The sequence below is a fragment of the Streptomyces pallidus (ex Mingjun et al. 2026) genome, from assembly GCF_051550185.1.
Lineage (GTDB): Bacteria > Actinomycetota > Actinomycetes > Streptomycetales > Streptomycetaceae > Streptomyces.
The window spans coordinates 1,587,919-1,612,347 of sequence record NZ_CP196181.1 but is presented as its reverse complement, the minus strand read 5'-3'; the positions used below and the strand labels follow the sequence as shown (position 1 = coordinate 1,612,347).

General features: G+C 74.0%; 21 protein-coding genes. 11 read left to right on the top strand and 10 right to left on the bottom strand.

Annotated elements, in window-relative coordinates:
- Window positions 1-2: 2 nt before the first annotated feature.
- The 6 genes from ACSHWO_RS06945 to ACSHWO_RS06920 form a co-directional block, all read right to left on the bottom strand.
- Window positions 3-515 carry a MaoC family dehydratase gene (locus tag ACSHWO_RS06945; protein ID WP_385804905.1) on the bottom strand — a complete coding sequence of 171 codons (513 nt, stop codon included), beginning with the start codon at window positions 513-515 and terminating at the stop codon, window positions 3-5.
- A gap of 4 nt (window positions 516-519) precedes the next feature.
- On the bottom strand, window positions 520-1,494 hold the full coding sequence (locus ACSHWO_RS06940) for an HpcH/HpaI aldolase/citrate lyase family protein (RefSeq protein ID WP_438310456.1): 975 nt from the start codon (window positions 1,492-1,494) through the stop codon (window positions 520-522).
- Window positions 1,491-3,542: a protein meaA gene (locus tag ACSHWO_RS06935; RefSeq protein ID WP_404235227.1), complete on the bottom strand. Its 2,052-nt coding sequence runs from the start codon at window positions 3,540-3,542 to the stop codon at window positions 1,491-1,493. The genes ACSHWO_RS06940 and ACSHWO_RS06935 overlap by 4 nt, the downstream gene beginning before the upstream one ends.
- Before the next feature lie 76 nt (window positions 3,543-3,618).
- Window positions 3,619-4,956 carry a crotonyl-CoA carboxylase/reductase gene (gene ccrA, locus ACSHWO_RS06930; protein WP_361092031.1) on the bottom strand — a complete coding sequence of 446 codons (1,338 nt, stop codon included), beginning with the start codon at window positions 4,954-4,956 and terminating at the stop codon, window positions 3,619-3,621.
- Window positions 4,957-5,428: 472 nt separating this feature from the next.
- Entirely contained in the window at window positions 5,429-6,277 is an 849-nt protein-coding gene (locus tag ACSHWO_RS06925) for a TetR family transcriptional regulator (RefSeq protein ID WP_438310455.1), read from the bottom strand.
- A 175-nt stretch (window positions 6,278-6,452) separates the two neighbouring features.
- Window positions 6,453-8,255 (bottom strand): 3-hydroxyacyl-CoA dehydrogenase family protein, encoded by a 1,803-nt coding sequence (locus ACSHWO_RS06920; RefSeq protein ID WP_438310454.1) that lies wholly within the window; start codon window positions 8,253-8,255, stop codon window positions 6,453-6,455.
- 524 nt (window positions 8,256-8,779) lie between these two features.
- On the opposite strand from ACSHWO_RS06920, the gene ACSHWO_RS06915 reads away from it, so the two are divergent.
- On the top strand, window positions 8,780-9,349 hold the full coding sequence (locus ACSHWO_RS06915; RefSeq protein WP_438310453.1) for an adenylosuccinate lyase: 570 nt from the start codon (window positions 8,780-8,782) through the stop codon (window positions 9,347-9,349).
- A gap of 9 nt (window positions 9,350-9,358) precedes the next feature.
- On the opposite strand, the gene ACSHWO_RS06910 is transcribed toward ACSHWO_RS06915, so the two are convergent.
- The 3 genes from ACSHWO_RS06910 to ACSHWO_RS06900 form a co-directional block, all read right to left on the bottom strand.
- Window positions 9,359-9,775: a RidA family protein gene (locus ACSHWO_RS06910; RefSeq protein ID WP_438310452.1), complete on the bottom strand. Its 417-nt coding sequence runs from the start codon at window positions 9,773-9,775 to the stop codon at window positions 9,359-9,361.
- Window positions 9,776-9,840: 65 nt separating this feature from the next.
- Complete coding sequence (locus ACSHWO_RS06905) at window positions 9,841-11,433, bottom strand: alpha/beta hydrolase (protein WP_438310451.1); 1,593 nt, start codon at window positions 11,431-11,433, stop codon at window positions 9,841-9,843.
- A 126-nt stretch (window positions 11,434-11,559) separates the two neighbouring features.
- Window positions 11,560-12,621: an Rv2578c family radical SAM protein gene (locus ACSHWO_RS06900; RefSeq protein ID WP_361092048.1), complete on the bottom strand. Its 1,062-nt coding sequence runs from the start codon at window positions 12,619-12,621 to the stop codon at window positions 11,560-11,562.
- Window positions 12,622-12,715: 94 nt separating this feature from the next.
- Between ACSHWO_RS06900 and ACSHWO_RS06895 the strand changes: the two genes are divergently transcribed.
- From ACSHWO_RS06895 to ACSHWO_RS06875, 5 genes are all read left to right on the top strand, one after another.
- Complete coding sequence (locus ACSHWO_RS06895) at window positions 12,716-12,970, top strand: hypothetical protein (protein WP_438310450.1); 255 nt, start codon at window positions 12,716-12,718, stop codon at window positions 12,968-12,970.
- Between the two features lie 83 nt (window positions 12,971-13,053).
- On the top strand, window positions 13,054-13,497 hold the full coding sequence (locus ACSHWO_RS06890; protein WP_361092051.1) for an SRPBCC family protein: 444 nt from the start codon (window positions 13,054-13,056) through the stop codon (window positions 13,495-13,497).
- A 203-nt stretch (window positions 13,498-13,700) separates the two neighbouring features.
- Window positions 13,701-14,534 carry a M55 family metallopeptidase gene (locus tag ACSHWO_RS06885; protein WP_361092054.1) on the top strand — a complete coding sequence of 278 codons (834 nt, stop codon included), beginning with the start codon at window positions 13,701-13,703 and terminating at the stop codon, window positions 14,532-14,534.
- Between the two features lies 1 nt (window position 14,535).
- Window positions 14,536-15,891 carry a M20/M25/M40 family metallo-hydrolase gene (locus tag ACSHWO_RS06880; protein WP_438310448.1) on the top strand — a complete coding sequence of 452 codons (1,356 nt, stop codon included), beginning with the start codon at window positions 14,536-14,538 and terminating at the stop codon, window positions 15,889-15,891.
- 10 nt (window positions 15,892-15,901) lie between these two features.
- Window positions 15,902-17,944 (top strand): prolyl oligopeptidase family serine peptidase, encoded by a 2,043-nt coding sequence (locus tag ACSHWO_RS06875; RefSeq protein ID WP_438310447.1) that lies wholly within the window; start codon window positions 15,902-15,904, stop codon window positions 17,942-17,944.
- 74 nt (window positions 17,945-18,018) lie between these two features.
- Here ACSHWO_RS06875 and ACSHWO_RS06870 read toward each other — a convergent pair whose 3' ends face one another.
- Window positions 18,019-18,732 (bottom strand): hypothetical protein, encoded by a 714-nt coding sequence (locus tag ACSHWO_RS06870; RefSeq protein WP_438318966.1) that lies wholly within the window; start codon window positions 18,730-18,732, stop codon window positions 18,019-18,021.
- A gap of 37 nt (window positions 18,733-18,769) precedes the next feature.
- Between ACSHWO_RS06870 and ACSHWO_RS06865 the strand changes: the two genes are divergently transcribed.
- From ACSHWO_RS06865 to ACSHWO_RS06845, 5 genes are all read left to right on the top strand, one after another.
- The gene (locus ACSHWO_RS06865) at window positions 18,770-19,369 is read left to right on the top strand and encodes a GNAT family N-acetyltransferase (protein ID WP_361092063.1); all 600 of its coding nucleotides are present in this window, start codon (window positions 18,770-18,772) and stop codon (window positions 19,367-19,369) included.
- Between the two features lie 4 nt (window positions 19,370-19,373).
- Window positions 19,374-20,273, top strand: coding sequence for an arginase family protein (locus ACSHWO_RS06860; RefSeq protein WP_385804896.1), 900 nt, complete (start codon window positions 19,374-19,376; stop codon window positions 20,271-20,273).
- Between the two features lie 90 nt (window positions 20,274-20,363).
- Window positions 20,364-22,352 carry a DUF5107 domain-containing protein gene (locus tag ACSHWO_RS06855; RefSeq protein ID WP_438310446.1) on the top strand — a complete coding sequence of 663 codons (1,989 nt, stop codon included), beginning with the start codon at window positions 20,364-20,366 and terminating at the stop codon, window positions 22,350-22,352.
- Window positions 22,353-22,509: 157 nt separating this feature from the next.
- Window positions 22,510-23,082, top strand: coding sequence for a TIGR03086 family metal-binding protein (locus ACSHWO_RS06850; RefSeq protein WP_438310444.1), 573 nt, complete (start codon window positions 22,510-22,512; stop codon window positions 23,080-23,082).
- 111 nt (window positions 23,083-23,193) lie between these two features.
- Entirely contained in the window at window positions 23,194-24,411 is a 1,218-nt protein-coding gene (locus ACSHWO_RS06845; RefSeq protein ID WP_438310443.1) for an aminotransferase class I/II-fold pyridoxal phosphate-dependent enzyme, read from the top strand.
- The last annotated feature ends 18 nt before the right edge of the window (window positions 24,412-24,429 follow it).

Below are 24,429 nucleotides of genomic sequence, written 5' to 3'. Positions count from 1 at the left end.
GGCTACTTCCCCTGTTCCTTCAGCTCGGGCCGGCCGGGCTGCTCGCCGCCGCGCTCCTTGATGTACGTCTCGGTCGGGACCATCACCTTGCGCCGGAAGACGCAGACGAGGGTGCCGTCCTGCTTGTAGCCCTTGGTCTCGACGTGGACGATCCCGCGGTCGCTCTTCGACTTCGACGGGGTCTTGTCCAGGACCGTGGTCTCGCCGTAGATCGTGTCGCCGTGGAACGTCGGGGCGACGTGCCGCAGGGACTCGATCTCCAGGTTGGCGATGGCCTTGCCGGAGACGTCCGGCACGGACATGCCGAGGAGCAGCGAGTAGATGTAGTTGCCCACCACCACGTTCTTGCCGAAGTCCGTGGTGTTCTCCGCGTAGTTCACGTCCATGTGGAGCGGGTGGTGGTTCATGGTCAGCAGGCAGAAGAGGTGGTCGTCGTACTCGGTGACCGTCTTCCCGGGCCAGTGCTTGTAGACCGCCCCGACCTCGAACTCTTCGTAGGTGCGTCCGAACTGCATGACCTCAGGCCTCCGGGATCTCGAACTTGGTGGTCCGCTGCATGCCGGCCGCCCGGCCCTTGCCCGCGATGACCAGCGCCATCTTGCGGCTGGCCTCGTCGATCATCTCGTCGCCGAGCATCGCCGAGCCCTTCTTGCCGCCCGCCTCCGAGGTGCACCACTCGTACGCGTCGAGGATCAGCTCGGCGTGGTCGTAGTCCTCCTGGGAGGGGGAGAAGACCTCGTTGGCCGCGTCGACCTGGCCCGGGTGCAGCACCCACTTGCCGTCGAAGCCCAGCGCCGCGGCGCGCCCGGCGACCTCGCGGTAGGCGTCCACGTCGCGGATCTGGAGGAAGGGGCCGTCGATCGCCTGGAGGTTGTGCGTCCGGGCCGCCATCAGGATCCGCATGAGGATGTAGTGGTAGGCGTCCGCCGGGTAGCCGGGCGGCTGCATGCCCACGACCAGCGACTTCATGTTGATCGAGGCCATGAAGTCGGCCGGGCCGAAGATGATCGTCTCCAGGCGCGGCGAGGCGGCGGCGATCCCGTCGACGTTGACCAGGCCCTTGGCGTTCTCGATCTGCGCCTCGATGCCGATCTTGCCGACCTCGAAGCCCATCGTCTTCTCGATCTGCGTCAGCAGCAGGTCCAGGGCGACGACCTGCTGGGCGTCCTGGACCTTCGGCAGCATGATGCAGTCCAGGTTCTGGCCCGCGCCCTCGACGACCGTGATGACGTCGCGGTACGTCCAGTGGGTGGTCCAGTCGTTGACGCGCACGACCCGGGTCTTGCCGGTCCAGTCGCCGTTGTTCAGCGCGTCCACGATCGTGAGGCGGGCGCCTTCCTTGGCGAGCGGGGCGCAGGCGTCCTCCAGGTCCAGGAAGACCTGGTCGGCGGGCAGGCCCTGGGCCTTCTCCAGGAAGCGCGGGTTCGAGCCCGGCACCGCGAGGCAGGAGCGGCGCGGCCGCAGCCGGTTCACGGGAGAGGTGGGCGTGGTCATGCGGGGACCTCCAGAGGGTCGAGCTTGTTCGCTTTCCGGATCTCGTCGACGATACGGCCGATGATCTCCGTGATACCGAAGTCCTTGGGTGTGAAGACGGCGGCGACTCCGGCCGCCTTGAGCGCGATGGCGTCGGCGTTCGGAATGATGCCGCCGAGGACGACGGGTATGTCACCCGCCCCCGCCGTGCGGAGGCGTTCCAGCACGTCCGGGACGAGAGCGCTGTGCGATCCGGACAGGATGGACAGTCCCACGCAGTGCACGTCCTCGGCCAGCGCCGCCGTGGAGATCTCCTCGGGCGTCAGCCGGATGCCCTGGTAGACCACCTCGAAACCGGCGTCGCGGGCGCGGACGGCTATCTGCTCGGCGCCGTTGGAGTGCCCGTCCAGGCCGGGCTTGCCGACCAGCAGGCGCAGCCGTCCGGAGCCCAGGTCCTCGGCGGTCCGGGCGACCTTCTCGCGGACCAGGGCCAGCGGCGTGCCCTCCTCGGCGGCGACGGCCACCGGGGCAGAGGAGACCCCGGTGGGGGCGCGGAACTCACCGAACACCTCGCGCAGGGCGTTCGCCCACTCACCGGTGGTGACACCGGCCCGGGCGCATTCGAGGGTGGCCTCCATCAGGTTCTCGGTCCCGGCGGCGGCCTCCTTCAGCCGGTCCAGGGCCTGGCCGACCGTCGGGAAGACGAACGGGTCGCCGCCGCCCTGCCGGTCGGAGGACTCCTGGCGCTCGGCCCGCCAGCGGCCGATGCGCTCGACGGTCAGCGCCTCCACCGCCCCGTCCACCGTCATGATGGCGCCGTCCAGGTCGGCGGTGAGCGGGTTCGGCTCGGTCTGCTGGAAGCAGTTCACTCCGACGATCTTGTCCTCGCCCGCCTCGATCCGGGCGCGGCGCTCGGCGTGCGAGGCGACCAGCTGGGACTTGAGGTAGCCGGACTCGACGGCGGCCATGGCGCCGCCCATCTCCTGGATCCGGTCGATCTCGGCGAGGCAGTCGGCGACCAGCGCGTCGACCTTGGCCTCGATGACGTGCGAGCCGGCGAAGATGTCCTCGTACTCCAGCAGGTCGCTCTCGTGGGCGAGGACCTGCTGGATGCGCAGCGACCACTGCTGGTCCCAGGGCCGGGGGAGGCCCAGGGCCTCGTTCCAGGCGGGCAGCTGCACGGCGCGGGCCCGGGCGTCCTTGGAGAGGGTGACGGCCAGCATCTCGAGGACGATGCGCTGGACGTTGTTCTCCGGCTGGGCCTCGGTCAGGCCGAGCGAGTTGACCTGGACGCCGTAGCGGAAGCGGCGCTGCTTGGGGTTCTCGATGCCGTACCGCTCGTGGGTGATCTGGTCCCAGATGCGGCCGAAGGCGCGCATCTTGCACATCTCCTCGATGAAGCGGACGCCCGCGTTCACGAAGAAGGAGATACGGGCGACCACCTCGCCGAACCGGTCGTCGGGCACCTGGCCCGAGTCGCGCACCGAGTCCAGCACGGCGATGGCGGTGGCCATCGCGTAGCTGATCTCCTGGACCGGGGTGGCCCCCGCCTCCTGCAGGTGGTAGCTGCAGATGTTGATCGGGTTCCACTTGGGGATGTGGTTGACCGTGTACGCGATCATGTCGGTCGTCAGGCGGAGCGAGGGCCCGGGCGGGAAGACGTGCGTCCCGCGCGAGAGGTACTCCTTGACGATGTCGTTCTGGGTGGTGCCCTGGAGCTTGGAGATGTCCGCGCCCTGCTCCTCGGCGGCCACCTGGTAGAGCGCCAGCAGCCACATGGCGGTGGCGTTGATCGTCATCGAGGTGTTCATCTGCTCCAGGGGGATGTCCTGGAACAGCCGCCGCATGTCACCGAGGTGGGAGACCGGGACCCCGACCCGGCCCACCTCGCCGCGGGCGAGGATGTGGTCGGGGTCGTAGCCGGTCTGGGTCGGCAGGTCGAAGGCGACCGACAGGCCCGTCTGGCCCTTGGCGAGGTTGCGGCGGTAGAGCTCGTTGGACGCCTCGGCCGTGGAGTGGCCGGCGTAGGTCCGCATGAGCCACGGACGGTCTTTCTGGCGCTCTGTCATCTCAGGCTGTCCCTTTGGCCCTTGATCGGTCCGACGGCGGTTCGGGTGTTCCGGTGTTTTGGTTGAGTCAGGTGGGTCAGATGTTGCGGAAGCGGTTGATGGCGTCGATGTGCTTGTCGCGCATCTCCTGGTCGCGGACGCCCAGGCCCTCCTCGGGGGCGAGGCAGAGCACGCCGACCTTGCCCTGGTGGAGGTTGCGGTGGACGTCGTACGCCGCCTGGCCGGTCTCCTCCAGGGAGTAGACCTTCGACAGGGTGGGGTGGATCTTGCCCTTGGCGATGAGGCGGTTGGCCTCCCAGGCCTCGCGGTAGTTGGCGAAGTGGGAGCCGATGATGCGCTTGAGGGACATCCACAGGTAGCGGTTGTCGTACTCGTGCATGTAGCCCGAGGTGGAGGCGCAGGTGGTGATGGTGCCGCCCTTGCGGGTGACGTAGACGGAGGCGCCGAAGGTCTCGCGGCCCGGGTGCTCGAAGACGATGTCGATGTCCTCGCCGCCGGTCAGCTCACGGATCTTCGAGCCGAAGCGCTTCCACTCCCGCGGGTCCTGGGTGCGCTCGTCCTTCCAGAACCTGTAGCCCTCCGCGTTGCGGTCGATGACCGCCTCGGCGCCCATCTTCCGGCAGATGTCGGCCTTCTCGGGGGAGGAGACGACGCAGATCGGGTTGGCGCCGCCGGCGAGGGCGAACTGCGTGGCGTACGAGCCGAGTCCGCCGCTCGCGCCCCAGATCAGGACGTTGTCGCCCTGCTTCATGCCGGCGCCGTTGCGGGAGACCAGCTGGCGGTACGCGGTGGAGTTGACCAGGCCGGGGGAGGCGGCCTCCTCCCAGCTCAGGTGGGCCGGCTTCGGCATCAGCTGGTTCGACTTGACCAGCGCGACCTCGGCGAGGCCGCCGAAGTTGGTCTCGAAGCCCCAGATGCGCTGCTCGGGGTCGAGCATCGTGTCGTTGTGGCCGTCGGAGGACTCCAGCTCGACGGAGAGGCAGTGCGCGACGACCTCGTCGCCCGGCTGCCAGGCGTTGACGCCCGGGCCGGTGCGCAGGACGACGCCCGCGAGGTCGGAGCCGATGATGTGGTACGGCAGGTCGTGGCGCTTGGTGAGCTCGCTGACGCGGCCGTAGCGCTCCAGGAAGCCGAAGGTGGACAGCGGCTCGAAGATCGAGGTCCACACGGAGTTGTAGTTGACCGAGGAGGCCATGACGGCCACCAGGGCCTCGCCCGGGCCGAGTTCCGGCACCGGGACCTGGTCGAGGTGCAGGGACTTGCGCGGGTCCTTCTCGCGGGACGGGAGTCCGGCGAACATCTCCGTCTCGTCCTTGTGCACGGTGATCGCGCGGTACGAGTCGGGGAGCGGAAGGGCCGCGAAGTCTGCGGCGGTGGCGGCCTGGGACTGGATCGCGTCCAGGATGTCCTTCACGGTGTTGCCTCCTGGGGTCCTCCCGGGCGGGGCCGGGGGAGAGCGCTGGCTGAGGGTGCGCTGAGGGGTGCGCGGGTGCGTTCGGATACGTGAGGGGCGGTGCTGCGGTGCTGCGGTGCTCTGGTGTTGCGGTGCTGTGGTGCCGTCGGTCCGGCGCAGTGGTGGTGCGGGGCGGCGCCGGTGGTGCGGCGCGCGGGTGCCTGGTGACGCAGGCGTCCGGGGCGCGTTCCGTGCCGAGTGGGCGTGGACCGCGGGGACATCCGGACGAGATTCAACGTATGGCACCCCGTGTCACTCAGCAAGGCACCGCGTGCCAAAACTTTCTCTCATTTGCCGATTGACCTGCGCAGATGAGCGATGATCGATCAGAGTTACCGGTGAGTAGGGGCAACTCGGACAAACGAAAGCGGCCGCTCCCGAGAAGGGAGCGGCCGCTGTGACGAGCGTCGCCTCGTGGGGTTCTTCGTGTGGCTCAGGACCCCGCGCCGGGTGGCTGGGTGTTGCGCAGGGCCTCTTCGATGGTCCGCATGACCTCTTCCAGCGGGGCGTCCGTCCGCGCCACCGCCACCAGCACCTCGTTCTGTGCGCGGACCGCGGCCGCCGGAGCCGCCGCCGAGGGGGCGGGCGCCGAGGTCAGGGACCGGCCCGCACCGATGCCCGTGCCGAAGGTCTTGCGCACGATCGCGAAGGCGTGGTCGAGCTGCGCCTCCACGTCCCCCTGGCCGCCGGACCGAAGCCAGCGCCGCAGCACGTGGTTGTGGGCCGTCACCACCGCCGAGGCGGCCACCTCGGCCAGCAGCGGGTCGTCGTTGCCGTCGTGGGGCTCGGTCTCGTCGAAGTGCGCCAGCAGGTAGCGGGTGAAGAGCCGCTCGTACCGGGCGACCGAGGCGATCTCCCGCTCCCGCAGGGCCGGTACCTCCCGGGTCAGCCGGTAGCGCTCCACCGACACCGCCGGGGAGGCGGCGTACATCTTCATCACTTCCTTGATCCCGCGGCACACCGTGTCGAGCGGGTGCTCGTGCGCCGGGGCCACTTCCAGCACGGCCTCGGCCCGGATCAGCGTGTCGTCGTGGTCCGGGAAGATCGCCTCTTCCTTGGACCGGAAGTGCCGGAAGAAGGTCCGGCGCGCCACTCCCGCGGCCGCGGCGATCTCGTCGACCGTCGTGGCCTCGTACCCCTTGGTCGCGAACAGCTCCATCGCGGCGGCGGCGAGCTCGCGGCGCATCTTCAGCCGCTGCGCGGCCGCCTTGCTGCCGGCCGCGCTCTCCGGGGCGTCGGAGGCCGCAGCGGCGCGGGGTGAGGTCTTGGCGGACTGGGACATAGAGCGAAAGTACTTCATTCGCGCCGGGGCGCGCGCCTGAGGGGGGCGGTACGGGGACGGATGCGGGGGAGGGCCCGCACTGGGCTCGGAGGGAACGGCCCGCCGTGAGGGTGCGGCAGACCCGAGCAGCCCTCCCCACGCATCCGGATCGGGGGCCCCGTGGGCCGGGGGCGGCTTACCGGCGGGCGTACTCACGGAATCCGCGGCCGGTCTTGCGGCCCAGGCAGCCCGCCGCCACCAGGTGCTCCAGCAGCGGGGAGGGGGCCAGGCCGGGCTCGCGGAACTCCTTGTGGAGCACCTTCTCGATGGCCAGGGAGACGTCCAGGCCGACCACGTCGAGCAGCTCGAACGGCCCCATCGGGTAGCCGCCGCCCAGCTTCATCGCCGCGTCGATGTCGTCGAGCGTGGCGTAGTGCTGCTCCACCATCTTGATCGCGTTGTTCAGGTACGGGAACAGCAGCGCGTTCACGATGAAGCCGGCCCGGTCACCGCAGTCGACGGGGTGCTTGCGCACCTTCGTGCAGACCGCACGGACCGTGGCGTGCACGTCGTCCGAGGTCAGGACGGTCCGGACCACCTCGACGAGCTTCATCGCCGGCGCCGGGTTGAAGAAGTGCATGCCGATCACGTCCTGCGGGCGCGAGGTCGCGCGGGCGCAGGCGATCACCGGCAGCGAGGAGGTCGTGGTGGCGAGCACCGCGCCCGCCTTGCAGACCTTGTCCAGGGTCGCGAACAGCTCCTGCTTGACCGCCAGGTCCTCGGCGACGGCCTCCACGGCCAGGTCGACCTCGGCGAACGCCTCCAGCGACCCGGCCGGGGTGATCCGCGCCAGCGTCTCGGCCGCGGCCTCCTCGGTCAGCCGGCCCTTCGACACCGCGCGGCCCAACGACTTCCCGATGGCGGCCTTCGCCGCCTCGGCCTTCTCCGGGCTGCGGGCGGCCAGCACCACCGCGTAGCCGGCCTGCGCGAAGACCTGCGCGATGCCGCTCGCCATCGTGCCCGAGCCGGCCACGCCGACCGAGGAGACCGGGCGGCCCTCGCCGAGCCGGCCCCCCTCCAGCGGGGTCTGCGCGTCACGGACGATCTCGGAGCTGCCCGGCTCCGCGTACGTGTAGAAGCCGCGCCCGGACTTCTGCCCCGTGAGCCCGGCCTCGGCCAGGTGGCCCAGGATCGGGGCCGGGGCGTGCAGCCGGTCGCCGGAGGAGGCGTACATGGCGTCGAGGACGGTCCGCGCGGTGTCCACGCCGATCAGGTCGAGCAGGGCGAGCGGGCCCATGGGCAGACCGCAGCCGAGCCGCATCGCCGCGTCGATGTCCTCGCGGGAGGCGTACTTCGACTCGTACATCGCGGCGGCCTGGTTGAGGTAGCCGAAGAGCAGGCCGTCCGCGACGAACCCGGGGCGGTCGCCGACCGCGACCGGCTCCTTGCCCAGGTCGCGGGCGAGTGCGGTGACGGCCTCCACGGCCGGCGGGGCGGTCAGGACGCTGGAGACCACCTCGACGAGCTTCATCGCGGGCGCCGGGTTGAAGAAGTGCAGCCCGAGGACGCGCTCGGGGCGCAGCGACTCGGCGGCGAGCCGGGTCACCGACAGGGCGTTGGTGCCGGTGGCCAGGATCGCGTCGGGGCGGACGATCACGTCCAGCTCGGTGAAGATCCGGTGCTTGAGCTCGTAGTCCTCGGGGACGACTTCGATGACGAGGTCGGCGCCGGCGGCGGCCTCCAGCTCGGTGTAGGTCCGCAGCCGGGCGAGGACGCCTTCGCGCTCCTCCTCGGTGAGGCGGCCGCGGGCCACCGAGCGGGCCGTGGCGGCCGCGAGGGAAGCGGTGGCCCGGCGGGTGGCGCCCTCGCTGCTGTCGATGCCGATGACCTCGCGGCCGGCCCGGACGAGGACCTCGGCGATGCCGGTGCCCATCGTGCCGAGGCCGACGACGGCGATGGTCTGGAGGGTGGACTGACTGGACGTGGACGGAAGGTCCATCGCGGGACTCCAGTGGATGAGGGTGACGACTGGGGCGGCGCGCGGCGCACGACGCGCGGCCGGAAGAACGGGAGAACGGGAGACGTCCGCACAGGGTGCCGTGATGGGGCGGGGCGGAGCGGAGAGCGGCGGGCCCTGTCCCGGGGCCACGCCGTGCGTGAGCGCAGTGCGCGGACGGCTGGCGGCCGCATGCTGCGTGCGGTACCTGGCGGTACGGGTGGTGCGAGCGGTACCTGGGTACCGGACCGACTGCACGAGGCGGCTGCGTCACCAGGCCGGCTCCGTACGTGTTGCAGTGAGACTAACTCGTCGGTAACTCCTTGGCCAGAGCGCGGAGGAGACGGCGGGTGTGACGTACGCCGCCCGCCGCAGCGCCCGTTCGCGCGGACCGCCGGCCGGGACGCCGGTGGGGGACGGTCCGGTCGGTGCGGCGTCGGACCCCCGCTGCCGCCCCGGCCGTGGGAGGGGAGCCCGTACGGAAGAACGCGCCACGGGCCGGCCCGGCAGCCCCTAGGGTGGGCCGCGTGAGCGACGGACAGCACGGTCGGGACGTACTGGAACGCCTGCGGGCCGAAGCGGACGGCTCCCCCCGCTACCGGGAGCTGCTCGACGCGGACCCGGACGCGCTCGCGGCCTCGCTGCTGTCGGCCGGGCTGCCGCTGTGGGCCCGGGAACTGGCCGCGTACCGGCTGGGGCTGGCGGGCGACCGCCGCGCCTTCGAGCCGCTGGTCCTGCTGCTCAACCACCGCGACCCGGCGCGCTGCGCGGCCGCCGCCGAGGCGCTGGCCGCGCTCGGCGACCCGCGCACCGCCCGCGCGGCCGCCACGCTGGCCACCAACGAGCTGCGCACCGCGTACGCCCTCCAGCCCGTCCGGCTCCTCGTGCTGCTCCGCGCGCCCGAGTCCGCCCCGGCCCTGATCCGCACCCTGTCCCGGCGGCTCGTGCCGCACGATCCGTACTGGCGGGTGGCCCTGGCCTGCGTGGAGGGCCTGGGCGCGCTCTCCGACCCGAGCGCCCGCGAGGTCCTCACGCGCGCCCAGGCGCATCCCCGCCTGGCGGTGGCCGCCACCCGGGCCCTGCGCGCGCTGCTCTGACGGCGGCCGTCAGGGCCCGGCGGGCTCCGGGACGACGGCGAACGCCTCCACCTCCATGAGGAGGTCCGGGTGGACCAGGGCCGCGACCTGTACCGCCGAGGAGGCCGGCAGGCGGTCCGGGGCGACCACCGCGTCGCGGGCCGCCCGCAGGGCCGGGAGGTTAGCCATGTCCGTGACGAAGTAGGTCAGCTTCACGACGTCGTCGAAGCCGGCCCCGGCGGCGGCCAGGCACCGGCGCAGGTTCTCGAAGACCTGTCGGGCCTGCGCCGCGGGGTCGCCGACCCCGACGACGCCGCCCTGCCCGTCGAACGCGCACTGGCCGGACACGGCGACGAACGTCCCGGTCCCCAGGACCACGTGGGCGTAGCCGGTGCAGGGGGCGACGCCCTCCGGCGCCGCGATACGGGTGAGGTGGTTGTCGGTCATGGTCGATGATCATGCCGGCAGCGGCGGGCTTCCGGCCAGCCCGCCCGCCCCGGCCGCCGGGCGGGTCAGCTGCGGAAGCCCAGCAGCCCGTGCAGTGCCGCGCCGCCCGCCGAGGGTGCGGCCGCGCGGCCGGCGGACGTCGGCTTCGGCTCGGGCTGGGCCGGGCAGGTCGCGTCCGCCGCCTCGCCCGTGCGCAGGTAGGCCGACACCTTTTCGTCCAGGCAGGTGTTGCCGCTCAGCGAGACGCCGTGGTTGCCGCCGCCCTCCTCCACCACCAGCGCCGCGCCCTTCAGCTTGTCCCGCATGGTCAGGGCGCCGCCGAACGGAGTCGCCGCGTCCTGCGTGGCCTGGAGCAGCAGCGCCGGCGGGAGGTCGGCGTTGGTCACGTCCGGCGCCCGGAGCGGCTCGGTCTTCCAGAACGCGCACGGCGCGTTGTACCAGGCGTTGTTCCAGGTCATGAAGGGCGCCTGGGCGTGCGTCCGCCACATGTCGCCCCGCCAGGTGTTCCAGTCCTTCGGCCAGGCCGAGTCCCGGCACTGCACCGCCGTGTACACGCTGTACCCGTTGCCCGCCGAGGGCTCCACCGCCCCGAAGCGTTCGTACGCGGCCACCAGCGGCTTGGCGTTCCCCTCCACGGTGTACGCGGAGAAGGCCTCGGCCAGGTTCGGCCAGTAGCCGTTGTAGTAGCCGCCCGGCATGTACGTGTCCTCCAGCTCCGCCGGCCCCACCTTGCCGCCGGCCGGCTCCTCGCGCAGCGCCGCGCGCATGGCGTACCAGCGCTGTTCGACCGCGGCCGGGTCGGTGCCCAGCCGGTACTCGGCGTCGTGCTCGGCCACCCAGGCCAGGAACGCCTTGTGGCGGGCGTCGAAGGCGCGGTCCTGCGCCAGGTTGTCGTCGTACCAGACGCCGCCCGGGTCGACGACCGAGTCCAGGACCATGCGGTGCACCCGGCCCGGGTGCAGCTTGGCGTACACCGCGCCCAGGTAGGTGCCGTACGAGTAGCCGAAGTAGCTGAGCTTCGGCGCGGCCAGCGCGGTGCGGATCGCTTCCATGTCGCGGGCGGTGGAGACGGTGTCGATGTACGGCAGCACGTCCGCGTGCTTGGCCTGGCAGGCCTCGGCGAAGGCCCGCGCCCGGTCCAGGTTGGCCTGCTCGGTCTGCCGGGTGTACGGCACGGAGTCGGGGCGCACGGGGTTGAAGTGGCCGGTCCTGCAGTCGAGGGCGGGCTCGCTCTTGCCGACCCCGCGCGGGTCGAAGCCGATCACGTCGTACTCGGCGGCCACGTCCTTCGGCAGGGCGGAGGCGATGTACGGGGCCAGGCCCCGGCCGCTGCCGCCGGGGCCGCCGGGGTTGACGAGGAGCGGGCCCTGGCTCCTGGCGGCGGTGTGCGGGACGCGCGTGAGGGCCAGGGTGATCTGCCGCCCGGCCGGGTGGGCGTGGTCGAGGGGGACCTTGAGGGAGGCGCACTGCAGCGTCGGGTAGCGGCTGGTGGCGCAGGCGGTCCAGCGCAGCGCGGTCGCCGGAGCGGACGCGGCGGCGCGGGCGGTGGCGGCGGCCGCGGGGGCCGGCGCGGCCCCGAGCTGGCTGGCCACCGCGGCGGCGGTGGCGGTGGCGATCGACAGCAGGACGGCGGCGCGCTTCTTCGAAGGACGGGTCATGGGGCCTCCCAGCCGAGGGTTCTGGGCGGAATCGTCCCGGAAACGCGGCGCGGAAGGCGGGATTGGGCCCTCGATTGGCCCGATGGGATGAGGTGGGGTTGACGGCTGTTCAAGTGCCGCCGGTGTTCACAGCAGGGTGAGCTGCGCCGGACCTGCGTCCGCGGGCCCGGCCGGCCGCTCCGGCAGTACGATCTTCCGGGCCGCGCCCCGCCGGGCCGGCCCGATGCCGAATTCCGCCGCGAGTTCGTGGACTTGGCGGGTGATCCGGCGCTGGTACCAGGTGGGCGCGTACGCCCCGCCCGCGTACATCCGCGCGTACCGCCCGACCAGGTGCGGGTGGTGCCGACCCAGCCAGGCGGTGAACCACTCGCGCGCCCCCGGCCGCAGATGGAGTACCAGGGGTGTCACGGAGGTCGCGCCGGACGCGGCGACGGCGGCGACGGTGGCCCGCAGCTGCTCGGCGGAGTCCGAGAGGAAGGGGATCACCGGCGCCATCAGCACCCCGCACCCGATCCCGGCGTCGGTGAGGGTGCGGACGGCCCGGAGCCGGGCGGCGGGGGAGGGGGTCCCTGGCTCGACGGTCCGCCACAGGCCGGGATCGGTGAACCCGACGGACACGCAGACGCCGACCTCGGTCACCTCGGCGGCCTGCCGGAGCAGGGGCAGGTCGCGCAGGATCAGCGTGCCCTTGGTGAGGACGGAGAAGGGGTTGGCACGGTCGCGCAGGGCTTCGATGATCCCCGGCATCAGCCCGTAGCGGCCCTCGGCGCGCTGGTAGCAGTCGACGTTGGTGCCCATGGCGATGTGCGCGCCGGTCCAGCGGCGCGAGGCGAGCTCGCGGCGCAGCAGCTCGGGGGCGTTGGTCTTGACGACGATCTGCGAGTCGAAGCCGAGGCCGGTGTCGAGGTCGAGGTAGGCGTGCGTCTTGCGGGCGAAGCAGTACACGCAGGCGTGGCTGCACCCGCGGTACGGGTTCACGGTCCACTCGAACGGCATCCGCGAGGCGCCGGGCACCCGGTTGAGGAGCGAGCGGGCGCGGACCTCGTGGAAGGTGATCCCGCGGAACTCGGGGGTGTCGAAGGTGCGGGTGGTGACGGAGTCGGCACCGAACAGCGCGAGGGGTCCCGCGGGCCCGGCGGCCCCGTCCGTGCGGGCTCCCTCGTCCCCGGTCAGGTTGTCCCAGCGCATGGCACTCCTCCCTCGGTCGTTCCCGGCCCCGAGAATAGAACAAACGTTCCCATGATCGTGCGCGGCCGGGCACCGGCCGCGAGAGGCGGCGGCGGTGGTCTCGGCGGCGACCGCCGTCGCCGGGCTGCTGCTGGCCGTCTTCGGCCTCCCCGGATCGGTGGTCTCCTCCGGGGTCACCGCTGGACGCGGCCAGAGCGGGCCCCGCAGACGGGTCGAGCTGTTCGTCGCCGGCGCCGCGGGGCAGGTCCACCAGCCGTTCGTCGACAGGGGGGCGGTCTCCGGCGGGCCCGCCGAACAGACCCGGCTGTTCGACACCGCACGCGCCCGGCTCCGTACGGACGTCCGGTGACCCCGGGGCCCGATTTTGGGCCGCCGCCCCCGAAGTGGTTGGCTTGCCGCCGACGAGGCAACACAACTGCTGGAGGAACAGCTATGGCGCAGGTCGAGGCCACCACGGAGCGCATCATCGCCGCGGACGCGGACACCGTGTTCGACGCGCTGGCGGACTACACCGGTACCCGGGGCAAGCTGCTGCCCGAGCACTTCAGCGAGTACGAGGTGCGCGAGGGCGGCGACGGCGAGGGCACCCTCGTCCACTGGAAGCTCCAGGCCACCAGCAAGCGCGTGCGCGACTGCCTGCTGGAGGTCACCGAGCCCACCGACGGCCAGCTCGTGGAGAAGGACCGCAACTCCTCCATGGTCACCACCTGGCTCGTCACCCCGGCCGGTGAGGGCAAGGCCAAGGCCGTCGTCACCACCGTCTGGAACGGCGCCGGCGGCATCGGCGGCTTCTTCGAACGCACCTTCGCTCCCAAGGGCCTCGGCCGGATCTACGACGCCGTCCTGGAGAACCTGGCCCGCGAAGTCGAGGCCTGAGCCCCGCCGTTGCCGGTGGGGCCGGGGTACGGCCTCACCGGTTCGGGTGGATTCCGGGCGCCGCCGCTCCGGTGGCGCCCGGGCGCGCCCGTCGGGCCGCGGAGGGCCCGGAAAGCTAGGGTGGAGACCCGCGTGGACGGGGTCGTACGCGTTCGTCCGCGCCGCCCGCCGCGCCGTGCGCGCACCCGACCTCCGGGGGCCCGATGAAGATCCTCATCTCCGCCGACATGGAAGGCGCCACGGGCGTCACCTGGCCCGCCGACGTCCTGCCCGGCACCCCCGAGTGGGAGCGCTGCCGCCCGATGTTCACCTCCGACGTGAACGCGGCCGTGCTCGGCTTCCTCGACGGCGGCGCCGACCGGGTCCTCATCAACGAGGCCCACTGGACCATGCGGAACCTGCTCCTCGAACAACTCGACGAGCGAGCCGAAATGATCACCGGTCGGCACAAGACCCTGTCCATGGTCGAGGGCGTCCAGCACGGCGACGTCGACGGGGTCGCCTTCATCGGCTACCACACGGGCGCCGGCACCGAGGGCGTCCTCGCCCACACCTACCTCCCCAACACCATCACCGGGGTCTGGCTGAACGGCGTCCGCGCGAGCGAGGGCCTGCTCAACGCCCACGTCGTCGCCGAGTACGGGGTGCCGGTCGTCCTCGTCACCGGGGACGACCTGACCTGCCGGGACGCCGCCGTGTACGCCCCGGACGCGGTCACCGTCGCCGTCAAGGACCACGTCTCCCGCTACGCCGCCGTCTGCCGCACCCCCGCCCGCACCGCCGCCGACATCCGGGCCGCCGCCAAGCAGGCCGCCGCCCTCGCGGTGCGCCGGGACCCCGTGCCCGGCGGCCCGTACACGGTGGAGCTGGAGTTCGACGCCGAGCACCTGGCGGCGTACGCCACCCTGGTCCCGGGCGTCGAACGCAGCGGGGAGCGCCGGGTCGCGTACACCAGTGATGTGATGTACGAGGGGATCCGGACGTTCAAGACGGTCACGACGGTCGTCTCCTCGGCCGTGGAGGAGCAGTATGGCTGACATGTCCGTAGCCACGCCCCAGCACCGGGCCGACGGGTCCCCGGTCGACCGGGCGGCCCTCGACGAGGTCGTCGAGTTCACCTCCCGGCTCATCCGCATCGACACCACCAACCGGGGCGGCGGCGACTGCCGCGAGCGCCCCGCCGCCGAGTACGCAGCCGAACTGCTGGCCTCCGCCGGGCTGGAGCCCGTACTCCTCGAACGCACCCCCGGCCGCACCAACGTGGTGGCCCGGATCGCCGGCACCGACCCCTCCGCCGACGCCCTCCTCGTCCACGGCCACCTGGACGTGGTCCCGGCCGAAGCCTCCGACTGGAGCGTCGACCCCTTCTCCGGGGAGGTCCGCGACGGCGTCGTCTGGGGGCGCGGCGCCGTCGACATGAAGAACACGGACGCGATGGTGCTGGCCGTCGTCCGGGCCTGGGCGCGGGCAGGCGCGGCCCCCCGCCGGGACATCGTGATCGCCTTTACCGCCGACGAGGAGGACAGTGCGGTCGACGGCTCCGGTTTCCTGGCCGACCACCACGGCGACCTCTTCGAGGGCTGTACCGAAGGGCTCGGCGAATCCGGCGCCTTCACCGTGCACACCGGTCCCCGGCAGCCCCTCTACCCCGTCGCCGCCGGCGAACGCGGCACCGCGTGGCTGAAGTTGACCGCCCGCGGCACCACCGGGCACGGCTCCAAGCCCCACCCGGCCAACGCCGTCACCCGGCTCGCCGCCGCCGTCGCCCGCATCGGCGAGCACCGGTGGCCGGTCCGCCTCACCGGCACCGTCGCCGCCTGCATCGCCGAACTCGCCGCCCTGCAGGGCCTCGCGGTCGACCCGCGCGACGGCCGGACCGACCTCGACGAGCTCCTGGCCAAGCTCGGCCCGGCCGCCGCCCTCGTCGAGGCGACCCTGCGCAACAGCGCCAACCCGACGATGCTCGACGCCGGCTACAAGCTCAACGTCGTCCCGGGCACCGCCACCGCGTACGTGGACGGCCGGATCCTGCCCGGCGGCGAGGAGGAGTTCCTCGCCACCCTCGACGAGCTGACCGGACCCGACGTCACCTGGGAGTTCCACCACCGCGAGGTGGCCCTCGAAGCCCCCGTCGACGGGCGGACCTTCGCCGTGCTGCGCGAGTCCGTGGAGCGCTTCGACCCGGCAGGGCGGGTCGTGCCGTTCTGCATGGCCGGCGGCACCGATGCCAAGCAGTTCTCCCGCCTCGGGATCACCGGCTACGGCTTCTCCCCGCTCAAACTGCCCCCCGGCTTCGACTACTGGTCCCTCTTCCACGGCGTGGACGAGCGGGTCCCCGTCGACGCCCTGCACTTCGGCGTCCGCGTCCTCGACCACGCGCTGCGGACGCTGTGATGGGGAGCCGGTGAAGGCCTCCCGACCGGACCCGGCGGCCGGCGCCGCAGCCCCGGCTGCAGCCCCGGCCGCGGCCGCGCAGGAACCGTACGGGAGCTGGCCCTCGCCCCTCGACGCCGGGCTCGCCGCCTCCCTCGACGGCCGGCCCGAGTACGTCGGCACCATCGGCCCCGAGGTGTGGTGGACCGAGCCCCGCCCCGCCGAGGGCGGCCGCCGCACCCTGGTGCGCCGGCCCGCCGGCGGCCCGGCCGCCGAGGCCCTGCCCGCCCCGTGGAACGTCCGCAGCCGGGTCACCGAATACGGCGGCCGCCCCTGGGCGGGCACCGAACGGCCCGCCGGCGGCCCCCTGGTGGTGTTCGTCCACTTCGCCGACCAGCGGATGTACGCATACGAGCCGGACGCCCCCGACGGCCCCGCCCCGCGCCCGCTCACCCCGCTCTCCCCCGTCGGCGGGGGGCTGCGCTGGGCCGACCCGGTGCTGCGCGGCGCCGAGGTGTGGTGCGTCCTGGAGGAGTTCACGGGGCCGGGGCCGACCGACGTCCGCCGGGTGCTGGCCGCCGTACCGCTGGACGGGTCGGCCGCCGGCGACCGCTCCCGCGTGCGGGAGCTCACCGACGACCGGCACCGCTTCACCACCGGGCCCCGGCTGTCCCCCGACGGGCGGCACGCGGCCTGGCTGGTGTGGGACCACCCCCGGATGCCCTGGGACGGCACCGAGCTGCGGCTCGCCGCCGTCGCCGCCGCCGGCACCCTGACCGGCGCCCGCACCGTCCTCGGCGGGCCCGAGGAGGCCGTGGCCCAGGTCGAGTGGGGCACCGACGGCAGCCTCCTCGCGGTCAGCGACCGCAGCGGCTGGTGGAACCCGTACCGGGTCGACCCGGACAGCGGCGCGGCCGTCAACCTGTGCCCGCGCGAGGAGGAGTTCGGCGGCCCGCTGTGGAAGCCCGGCCTGAGCTGGCTGGCCCCGCTGCCCGACGGGCTCGTCGCCGTCCTGCACGGGCAGGGCTCCTCCGTCCTCGGCGTCCTCGACCCGGAGAGCGGCGACCTGGTGGACGCCGCCGGCCCCTGGACCGCCTGGCAGCCCACCCTCGCCGCCCACGGCCACCGGGTCTACGGGGTCGCGGCCAGCCCGCGCAGCGCCTACGAGGTGGTGGAACTCGACGCCGAGAGCGGTCACGCACGCGTGGTCGGCGCCGCCGGCGTCGACCCGATCGACCCCGCCCACTACCCCGAACCCCAGACCCGCACCTTCCTCGGCCCCGACGACCGGGAGATCCACGCCCACGTCTACCCGCCGCACCACCCGGCGCGCCGGGCCCCCGCCGACGAACTGCCCCCGTACGTCATCTGGGCGCACGGCGGCCCCACCGACCACGTGCCGCCCGTACTGGACCTGCACATCGCGTACTTCACCTCCCGCGGCATCGGCGTCGCCGAGGTCAACTACGGGGGCTCCACCGGCTACGGGCGCGCCTACCGGGAGCGGCTGCGCGAACAGTGGGGCGTGGTCGACGTCGAGGACTGCGCGGCGGTGGCCCGCGCCCTGGCCGCCGAAGGCACCGCCGACCCGGACCGGCTCGCCATCCGCGGCGGCAGCGCCGGCGGCTGGACGGCCGCGGCGTCCCTCGCCGCGACCGACCTGTACGCGTGCGCCGCCATCCGCTACCCCGTCCTGGACCTCCGGGGCTTCGCCGAGGAGACCCACGACCTGGAGTCCCGCTACGTCGAAGCCCTGGCCGGCCCGCCGCAGACCCTCGCCGTACGCGACCGCGAGCGGTCCCCGGTGGCCCTCGCCGACCGGATCACCGCACCGTTCCTGCTGCTCCAGGGCCTGGAGGACCCGGTCTGCCCGCCCGCCCAGGCGGAGCGGCTGCTCGCCGCCCTGCGCGGGCGGGGCGTCCCGTACGCGTACCTGGCCTTCGAGGGCGAGGGGCACGGCTTCCGCCGGTCCGACACCATGGTCCGCGCCCTCGAAGCGGAACTCGCCCTGTACGCACGGGTGTTCGGCATCGAACGGACCGACGTGCCACCGCTCCGCCTGGACACCAGCTGACGGCCCGATCCGGGGCCGGGCGCCGCCCGGCCGGGCGGCGCCCGCGTAGAGCGGTGCTCGGCGCCGGGCGGTGCTCAGGCCGTGTGCAGCCAGACGCGGAGCGGGCCCAGTGCGGCGAAGCCGTGCCGGAGGGCCGTGCGGAGGTCCTCCCCGTGCTCGTACCCCACGACCGGCAGCCTGGGCCACAGCTCCGCGGTCCCGGCGAGGGCGCCCGCCCAGGCCTCGTCGTCCCCGACCCCGTCGGCGGCGAACACGTTCGACACCCCGACCACGCCGGCGGCCGCGTTCGCGACGGCCCCCGCCAGGATCCGCCCGTCCGCGTTCCGCCCGGCGAGGAAGGCGACGTCCCCGGTCAGCAGCGCCGGGTGGAACAGCCCCGAGCCGCCTTCCCCGCCCCAGGCGGCCTCCCACCGGTCGAGCTCCGCGGCGTCCCCGACCCGCGACCACGACAGTGCCGGCGCCGGCGTCCGTACCGGCGCGGCCGTAGCCGCCGGGCGGTGGATCCACTGCGCCTCGAAGAGCACCTCGAAGCCCTGCGGGGCCAGGTCCAGCACGGCGAAGCTGTCCTTGACCGAGCAGCCGGGGGAATCCGTGTCCAGGGCCGCGACCAGGGCGGCCACCGCGACGTCCCGGGTCAGGGTCACCGCGTCCGGGTAGTAGGGCGGGGTGCGGCGCGCACTGGTCCAGGCGTCCGCGCCGAACGCGCCGCCGGCACTGACCGCCGCGCACCAGGCGGCGTTGTTGCGGGCGGCGGCGCGCAGGAGTTCTTCGGTGTTCGGGAGGGTGATCACCGCGGGATGATCACACACGATCTAGCCTGGCACGATGCGAATTTCCACCTACGTCGCCGAGGGGGAGCGCGTCGGGCTGCGCCCCTTCCGGCCCGCGGACGGCCCCGAGTTCACCGCCCGGGTGCGCGAGAGCCGGGACCTGCACCACCCCTGGCTGTTCCCGCCCGCCACCCTCGAGGAGTACGAGCCGTACGCGGCCCGCCTGGCCGAGGGCGACGGCCGCGCCGGATTCCTCGTCTGTGAGCTCGCCACCAGCGCCATCGCCGGATTCGTCAACGTCAACAACATCGTCCGCGGAGCCTTCCTGTGCGGCGCCCTCGGATACGGCGCCTTCGCGCACGCCGCCGGGCGCGGGCTCCTCGGCGAAGCACTCGGCCTCGTCGTCGGCCACGCCTTCGCCGACGAGCCGTCCGGTCTCGGCCTGCACCGCCTGGAAGCCAACATCCAGCCCGGCAACGCCGCCTCCATCGCCCTCGTCCGGGGCCGCGGCTTCCGGCTGGAGGGGCTGTCGCCCGACTTCCTCTTCGTGGCCGGGGCCTGGCGCGACCACGAACGCTGGGCGATCACCGCCGAGATGACCCGGCCCGGCGCGGCCGGCACTCCTGCGCCCCTCCACCGCCATGGCGCAGGATGAGGAGATGCGAAACCTGGTACTCCTCGACGCCCCCTCCAACCTGGGGCTGCGCCCGCCCGCGCCCGGCACCGTGCCCGGCGTGTACAAGCTCGCCGGAGCCCTGCGCGAGCAGGGCCTGCTGGCCCGGCTCAGCGCCCGCGAGGGCGGGGTCGTCGTACCGCCCCGCTACGACCGCGGCGCCTGGCAGGAAGGCGACGGGGTGTTCCACGCCGAGCAGCTGGCCGCGTACACCGTCACCCTCGCCGACCGCATCGAGAAGCACCTGCGGGCCGGGGAGTTCCCCGTCGTGCTCGGCGGGGACTGCTCGATCCAGCTCGGCGCCTCCCTTGCCCTGCGCCGCCTCGGCCGCTACGGGCTCGCCGCGATCGACGGCTCCGCGGACTTCCGCCACCCCGGCAACGAGGCCGTCAACGGTCCGGTCGGGGCCGCCGGCGGGGAGGAGCTCGCCCTCGCCACCGGCCGGGGACAGGCCGACCTCACCGACCTGGAGGGCCTCGGCCCCTACCTGCGGGACGAGGACGTACGCCTCTTCGGGCTGCGCGACGGCGACGCGGACCTGTCCGAGCTGCGGGCCGCGGGCATCCGCACCGCCACCGTCGGCGAGATCCGCGCCCGCGGGGCCGAGGCCGTCGCCCGGGCCGCGCTGGACGGGCTGCACCCGCCGGTCACCGAGGGCTTCTGGGTGCACCTGGACGCCGACGTCCTCGACCCCGAGGTGATGCCCGCCGTCGACAGCCCCGACCCCGGCGGACTCCTCCCCGGCGAACTGGCCGCGCTGCTGCGGGAGCTGGTGCGCTCCCCGCGGTGCGTCGGTCTCAACGTCACCATCTACGACCCGGACCTCGATCCCGACGCGCGGGCCGGCGCGCTGCTCGCCGACCTCGTCGCCGGTGCCTTCGAGTGACGGCCCGGGCCACGGCTTTGCGTAATCCTGACCGGTGGTGATCCGCGGAACCCCTGTGCACCGGCCGCCGTGGCGTGTTCCATTTCCTCCATGGCCACCACCGTCCGCCGTGCCGTACTGACCCTGCCCGCCGCCCCGTTGGGCCCCGAGAACCCGCTGCCCGCGCTCGGTGCGCCCACCGGCGTCCACGTCCTGGACGAGCGCGCCCGGGCCGGCCTGCCGCGCGACATGGCCCGGCAGGCCGGCTACGCGCCCCCGCGCTCGCTGCTGCCCGTCCGCATCCGCGACGGGTACGGACGGCAGCGCCGGGAGCGGGACTTCGAGGCGATCCTCCTGGAGAACGCCCACCTGCGCGCCACCGTCCTGCCCGGCCTCGGCGGCCGCGTCCACTCCCTCGTCCACCTGCCCACCGGCCGGGAACTGCTCTACCGCAACCCGGTGTTCCAGCCCGCGAACTTCGCCCTCAACGGGGCCTGGTTCTCCGGCGGCATCGAATGGAACATCGGCGCCACCGGCCACACCACCCTCTCCTGTGCCCCGCTGCACGCGGCGACCGTACCCGCGCCGGACGGCGGGGTGATGCTCCGGTTGTGGGAATGGGAACGGCTGCGCGACCTGCCGTTCCAGGTGGACCTGTGGTTGCCGGACGACTCCGCGTTCCTCTACGCCGCCGTCCGCGTCCGCAACCCGCACGAGCGGCCCGCGCCCGTCTACTGGTGGTCCAACACCGCCGTCCCCGAGGACCACGGCACCCGCGTCCTCGCCCCGGCCGACGAAGCCTGGTGCTACGGGTACGAGCGCGCCCTGCGCCGCGTCCCGGTCCCCGAATGGCAGGGCGTCGACCGCACGTACCCGCTGCGCAGCGAGTACGCGGCGGACTTCTTCTACGAGGTGGACCCCGCCGGCGGGACCGGGACCCGCCCCTGGATCGCCGCCCTCGACGCCTCGGGCAGCGGCCTCGCCCAGACCTCCACCGCCGTGCTGCGCGGCCGCAAGCTCTTCGTGTGGGGCGCCGGAACCGGCGGCAGGCGCTGGCAGGACTGGCTGACCGAGCCGGGCAGCGGCGGCTACGCCGAGATCCAGGCCGGGCTCGCCCGCACCCAGCTGGAACACGTACGCCTGGAGGCCGGGGCGGAGCTGAGCTGGCTGGAGGCGTACGGGCCGCTGACCGCGGACCCGGCGGCCGTGCACGGCCCCGACTGGGCGGCGGCCCGCACCGAGGCGGGCCGGGCCCTGGACGCGGCCCTGCCGCGGAAACGGGTCGAGGAGGCGTACGCGGCCTGGCGCGACACGGCCGACGCCGAGCCGGGGGAGCGGCTGGCCCGCGGCTCGGGCTGGGGAGCCCTGGAGGTCCTGTGCGGCGGCCACAAGCTCCCCGGAACCCCCTTCGCGGAAGCCGACCTGGGCGAGGAGCAGCAGCCCTGGCTGGAGCTGTGGCGCAGCGGGGCCTTCCCCGCCCCGGACCGCGCGGCGCCCCCGGCGCCCCCCGGGCCCAGCCTGGTCGCCCCGCACTGGCGCGACACGCTGGAGACCGCCCCCGCCGACCCGCTGACCGAGTACCACCTGGGCGTGGCCCAGTGGCACGCGGGCGACGTGGCCCAGGCCGTCCGCAGCTGGGAGCGCGGTCTCCCCCGGGCCGCCTCGCGCTGGCCGCTGCTGCGCTGCCTGGCGGCCGCCGACACCCTGGCCGGCGATCCCGTGCGCGGGGCCCGCCGCTACGCGGAGGCCTTCGCCGACCTGGCCCGGGAGAGCCGCGGCGACGCCGCCTGGGAGGCCGCCGAATCCGCCCTCGGCCGGGAGGCGATGACCGCCCTGCTGGAGACGGGCCGCCCGGCCGAGGCCCGCTCGGTGTGGGACCGGCTGAGCCCCGCGCTGCGCGAACAGCCCCGCTTCCGACTGCTGGCGGCGCTGCTGCTGGCGGAGGAGGGCCACATGGCCGCGGCCCGCCGCGTCTTCGAGGACGGCTTCGAACTCCCGGACCTGCGGGAGGGCGACGAGATCCTGGCGGAGGTCTGGTCCCGCATCACCGACCGCCCCCTCCCCCCGGCGTACGACTTCCGCATGCGCCCGCCGGGCTGACCGGTCGACGACGGCCCTGCCGACGGCGCCGGCCTCCCCCGCCGCACCTCCGCCCGCAAGCCGCGCCGCGCCGCCCGCCCTTGGGTGGCGTGGCGCAGCGGGGGCGAGGAGAGTGGCTTGGAGGGGAGCACGCCCACGGCAGGAGGCGGTGAGACCCATGCCGGAGACGCTGCTCGAACAGCACGCCGCCGCGCTCAGGCTCTTCGGGGAACACGTGCGCGCCGTCGAGGACGACCAGTGGGGCGCCCCGACCCCGTGCACGGAATGGAACGTGCGCGACCTCGTCAACCACGTCACCGGCGAGCAACTGTGGATCCCGCCGCTGGTCACCGACGGCAGCACCGTCGCCGAGATCGGCGACCGGTTCGCCGGCGACGTGCTCGGTGACGACCCGGTCGCCGCCTGGGAGCGGGCCGCCGGGGCCGCGCACGCCGCGTTCGCAGCGCCCGGCGCGCTGGAGCGCACCGTCACGCTGTCGTACGGGCCCGCGAAGGGGACGGCGTACTGCTCGGAGCTGACCGCGGACTGCGTCGTGCACGCCTGGGACCTGGCGCGGGCCATCGGCGCCGACGACCGGCTGCCCGTCGGGCTCGTCGAGTTCTCCCTGAAGGAGGTCATGCCGTACGCGGACGGGCTCGCCGCCAGCGGCATGTTCGCGGCGCCGCTGGAGGTCCCGCCGGGTGCCGACGCCCAGACCAGGCTGCTGGCCCTGGTCGGCAGGAAGGGCTGACAGAACGGGCGAAATCCGGCGGAGAATCGTATAAAGGGCATGGTCGGTCGGTCTGCGGAGCGGTACCGGCACGTCAGGACGAGCCGGGGAAGGCAGGGCCAGGTGGAGGGGATGCGGCGCACGGCGGAGGGCCGGGGGCCGGTCCGGTTCGGGCCGCTCCCGCCCCCGCAGGGCCTGCCCGTGCCGCCGGAGCTGACCGCCGTGCTCGCCGCGGCCGCCGAGCGCTCCGCCCCCGAGCCCCCGGGCGGCGGCGCACCCGTGCACGAGGCCGCGTGCCGGCACTGGCGGCGCCGCGGCCTCGCCGTCGATCCGGAACACGTGGCCGCCGCGCCCGGCGGGCCCGCGCTGCTGCTCGCGCTGGTCGGCGCGTACGGGGGCGACGTGCTGCTGCCCCGGCCGTGCCCGGCCTGGTGGACCCCGCAGGTCCGGCTGCTGGGGCGGCGGGCGTACCACGTGCCGACGCCGGCCGAGTGCGGGGGCGTGCCCGACCCGTACGCCCTGCTCGAAACCGTACGCCGGGTGCGGGCCGAGGGCGGCGACCCGCGGGTGCTGCTGCTGTCCGTGGCCGACGACCCGACCGCGACCGTGCCGCCGCCCGAGCTGCTGCTCGAAGCCTGCGAGGCCGCCGTCACCGCCGACCTCTTCGTCATCAGCGACGAGAGCTGGCGCGACACCGTGCACCGGCCGCACGACACCCTCGTCCTCAGCCCCGCCGAGATGCTGCCCGACCGGGCCGCCGTCCTCCTCGACCTGTCCGGAGCCCTGCTGCCCGCCGGCTGGCCCGCCGCCGTCGCCCGCTTCCCCGACACCGCGCAGGGCACCTGGCTGCGGGCCCGCACCCTCGACGTCCTCGCCGCCACCGGCGCCCTGGTCGCCGCCCCCGTCGCCGCGGCCGCGGCCCACGCCCTCCGCGAACCCGCCGCCGTCGCCGAACGCGCCCGCGCGGCCGCCGCCCTGCACGGGACCGTCGCCGCCGCCGTCCACCGCCGTCTGCTCGCCGCCGGAGCCCTGGCCCGACCGCCACAGGCCGGGCGGCACGTGTACGCCGACCTGACACCGCTGCGGCCGGGACTCGCCCGCCACGGCGTGGGCGACGCCATGGAGCTGGAGGACTGGCTCGGTGCCCGACTCGGCGCCCCCACCCCCGGCGGCCAACGCTTCGCCGACGAGCTCGGCGAACTGCGGGTCCGCCTGTCCACCGGCCCGCTGCTCGGCGCCGACCCGCAGGAACGGCTCGCCGCGCTCACCGCCCCCGACCCCCTCCAACTCCCGCACATACGCGCCTGCCTGGACCAGCTCGATGCGGTCCTGGCCGGATTGGCCGGCTGACCGTGTCCCACGCCGACC

Excerpts from the sequence above, each read along its gene's own strand:
- ACSHWO_RS06935 (WP_404235227.1), bottom strand. The coding sequence starts at position 3,542 with ATGACAGAGCGCCAGAAAGACCGTCCGTGGCTCATGCGGACCTACGCC.
- ACSHWO_RS06880 (WP_438310448.1), top strand. The coding sequence starts at position 14,536 with ATGTCCGTAGCCACGCCCCAGCACCGGGCCGACGGGTCCCCGGTCGAC.
- ACSHWO_RS06905 (WP_438310451.1), bottom strand. The coding sequence starts at position 11,433 with ATGACCCGTCCTTCGAAGAAGCGCGCCGCCGTCCTGCTGTCGATCGCC.
- ACSHWO_RS06910 (WP_438310452.1), bottom strand. The coding sequence starts at position 9,775 with ATGACCGACAACCACCTCACCCGTATCGCGGCGCCGGAGGGCGTCGCC.
- ACSHWO_RS06885 (WP_361092054.1), top strand. The coding sequence starts at position 13,701 with ATGAAGATCCTCATCTCCGCCGACATGGAAGGCGCCACGGGCGTCACC.
- ACSHWO_RS06865 (WP_361092063.1), top strand. The coding sequence starts at position 18,770 with ATGCGAATTTCCACCTACGTCGCCGAGGGGGAGCGCGTCGGGCTGCGC.
- ACSHWO_RS06940 (WP_438310456.1), bottom strand. The coding sequence starts at position 1,494 with ATGACCACGCCCACCTCTCCCGTGAACCGGCTGCGGCCGCGCCGCTCC.
- ACSHWO_RS06900 (WP_361092048.1), bottom strand. The coding sequence starts at position 12,621 with ATGCGCTGGGACAACCTGACCGGGGACGAGGGAGCCCGCACGGACGGG.
- ACSHWO_RS06925 (WP_438310455.1), bottom strand. The coding sequence starts at position 6,277 with ATGTCCCAGTCCGCCAAGACCTCACCCCGCGCCGCTGCGGCCTCCGAC.
- ACSHWO_RS06945 (WP_385804905.1), bottom strand. The coding sequence starts at position 515 with ATGCAGTTCGGACGCACCTACGAAGAGTTCGAGGTCGGGGCGGTCTAC.
- ACSHWO_RS06920 (WP_438310454.1), bottom strand. The coding sequence starts at position 8,255 with ATGGACCTTCCGTCCACGTCCAGTCAGTCCACCCTCCAGACCATCGCC.
- ACSHWO_RS06890 (WP_361092051.1), top strand. The coding sequence starts at position 13,054 with ATGGCGCAGGTCGAGGCCACCACGGAGCGCATCATCGCCGCGGACGCG.
- ACSHWO_RS06850 (WP_438310444.1), top strand. The coding sequence starts at position 22,510 with ATGCCGGAGACGCTGCTCGAACAGCACGCCGCCGCGCTCAGGCTCTTC.
- ACSHWO_RS06845 (WP_438310443.1), top strand. The coding sequence starts at position 23,194 with ATGCGGCGCACGGCGGAGGGCCGGGGGCCGGTCCGGTTCGGGCCGCTC.
- ACSHWO_RS06860 (WP_385804896.1), top strand. The coding sequence starts at position 19,374 with ATGCGAAACCTGGTACTCCTCGACGCCCCCTCCAACCTGGGGCTGCGC.
- ACSHWO_RS06855 (WP_438310446.1), top strand. The coding sequence starts at position 20,364 with ATGGCCACCACCGTCCGCCGTGCCGTACTGACCCTGCCCGCCGCCCCG.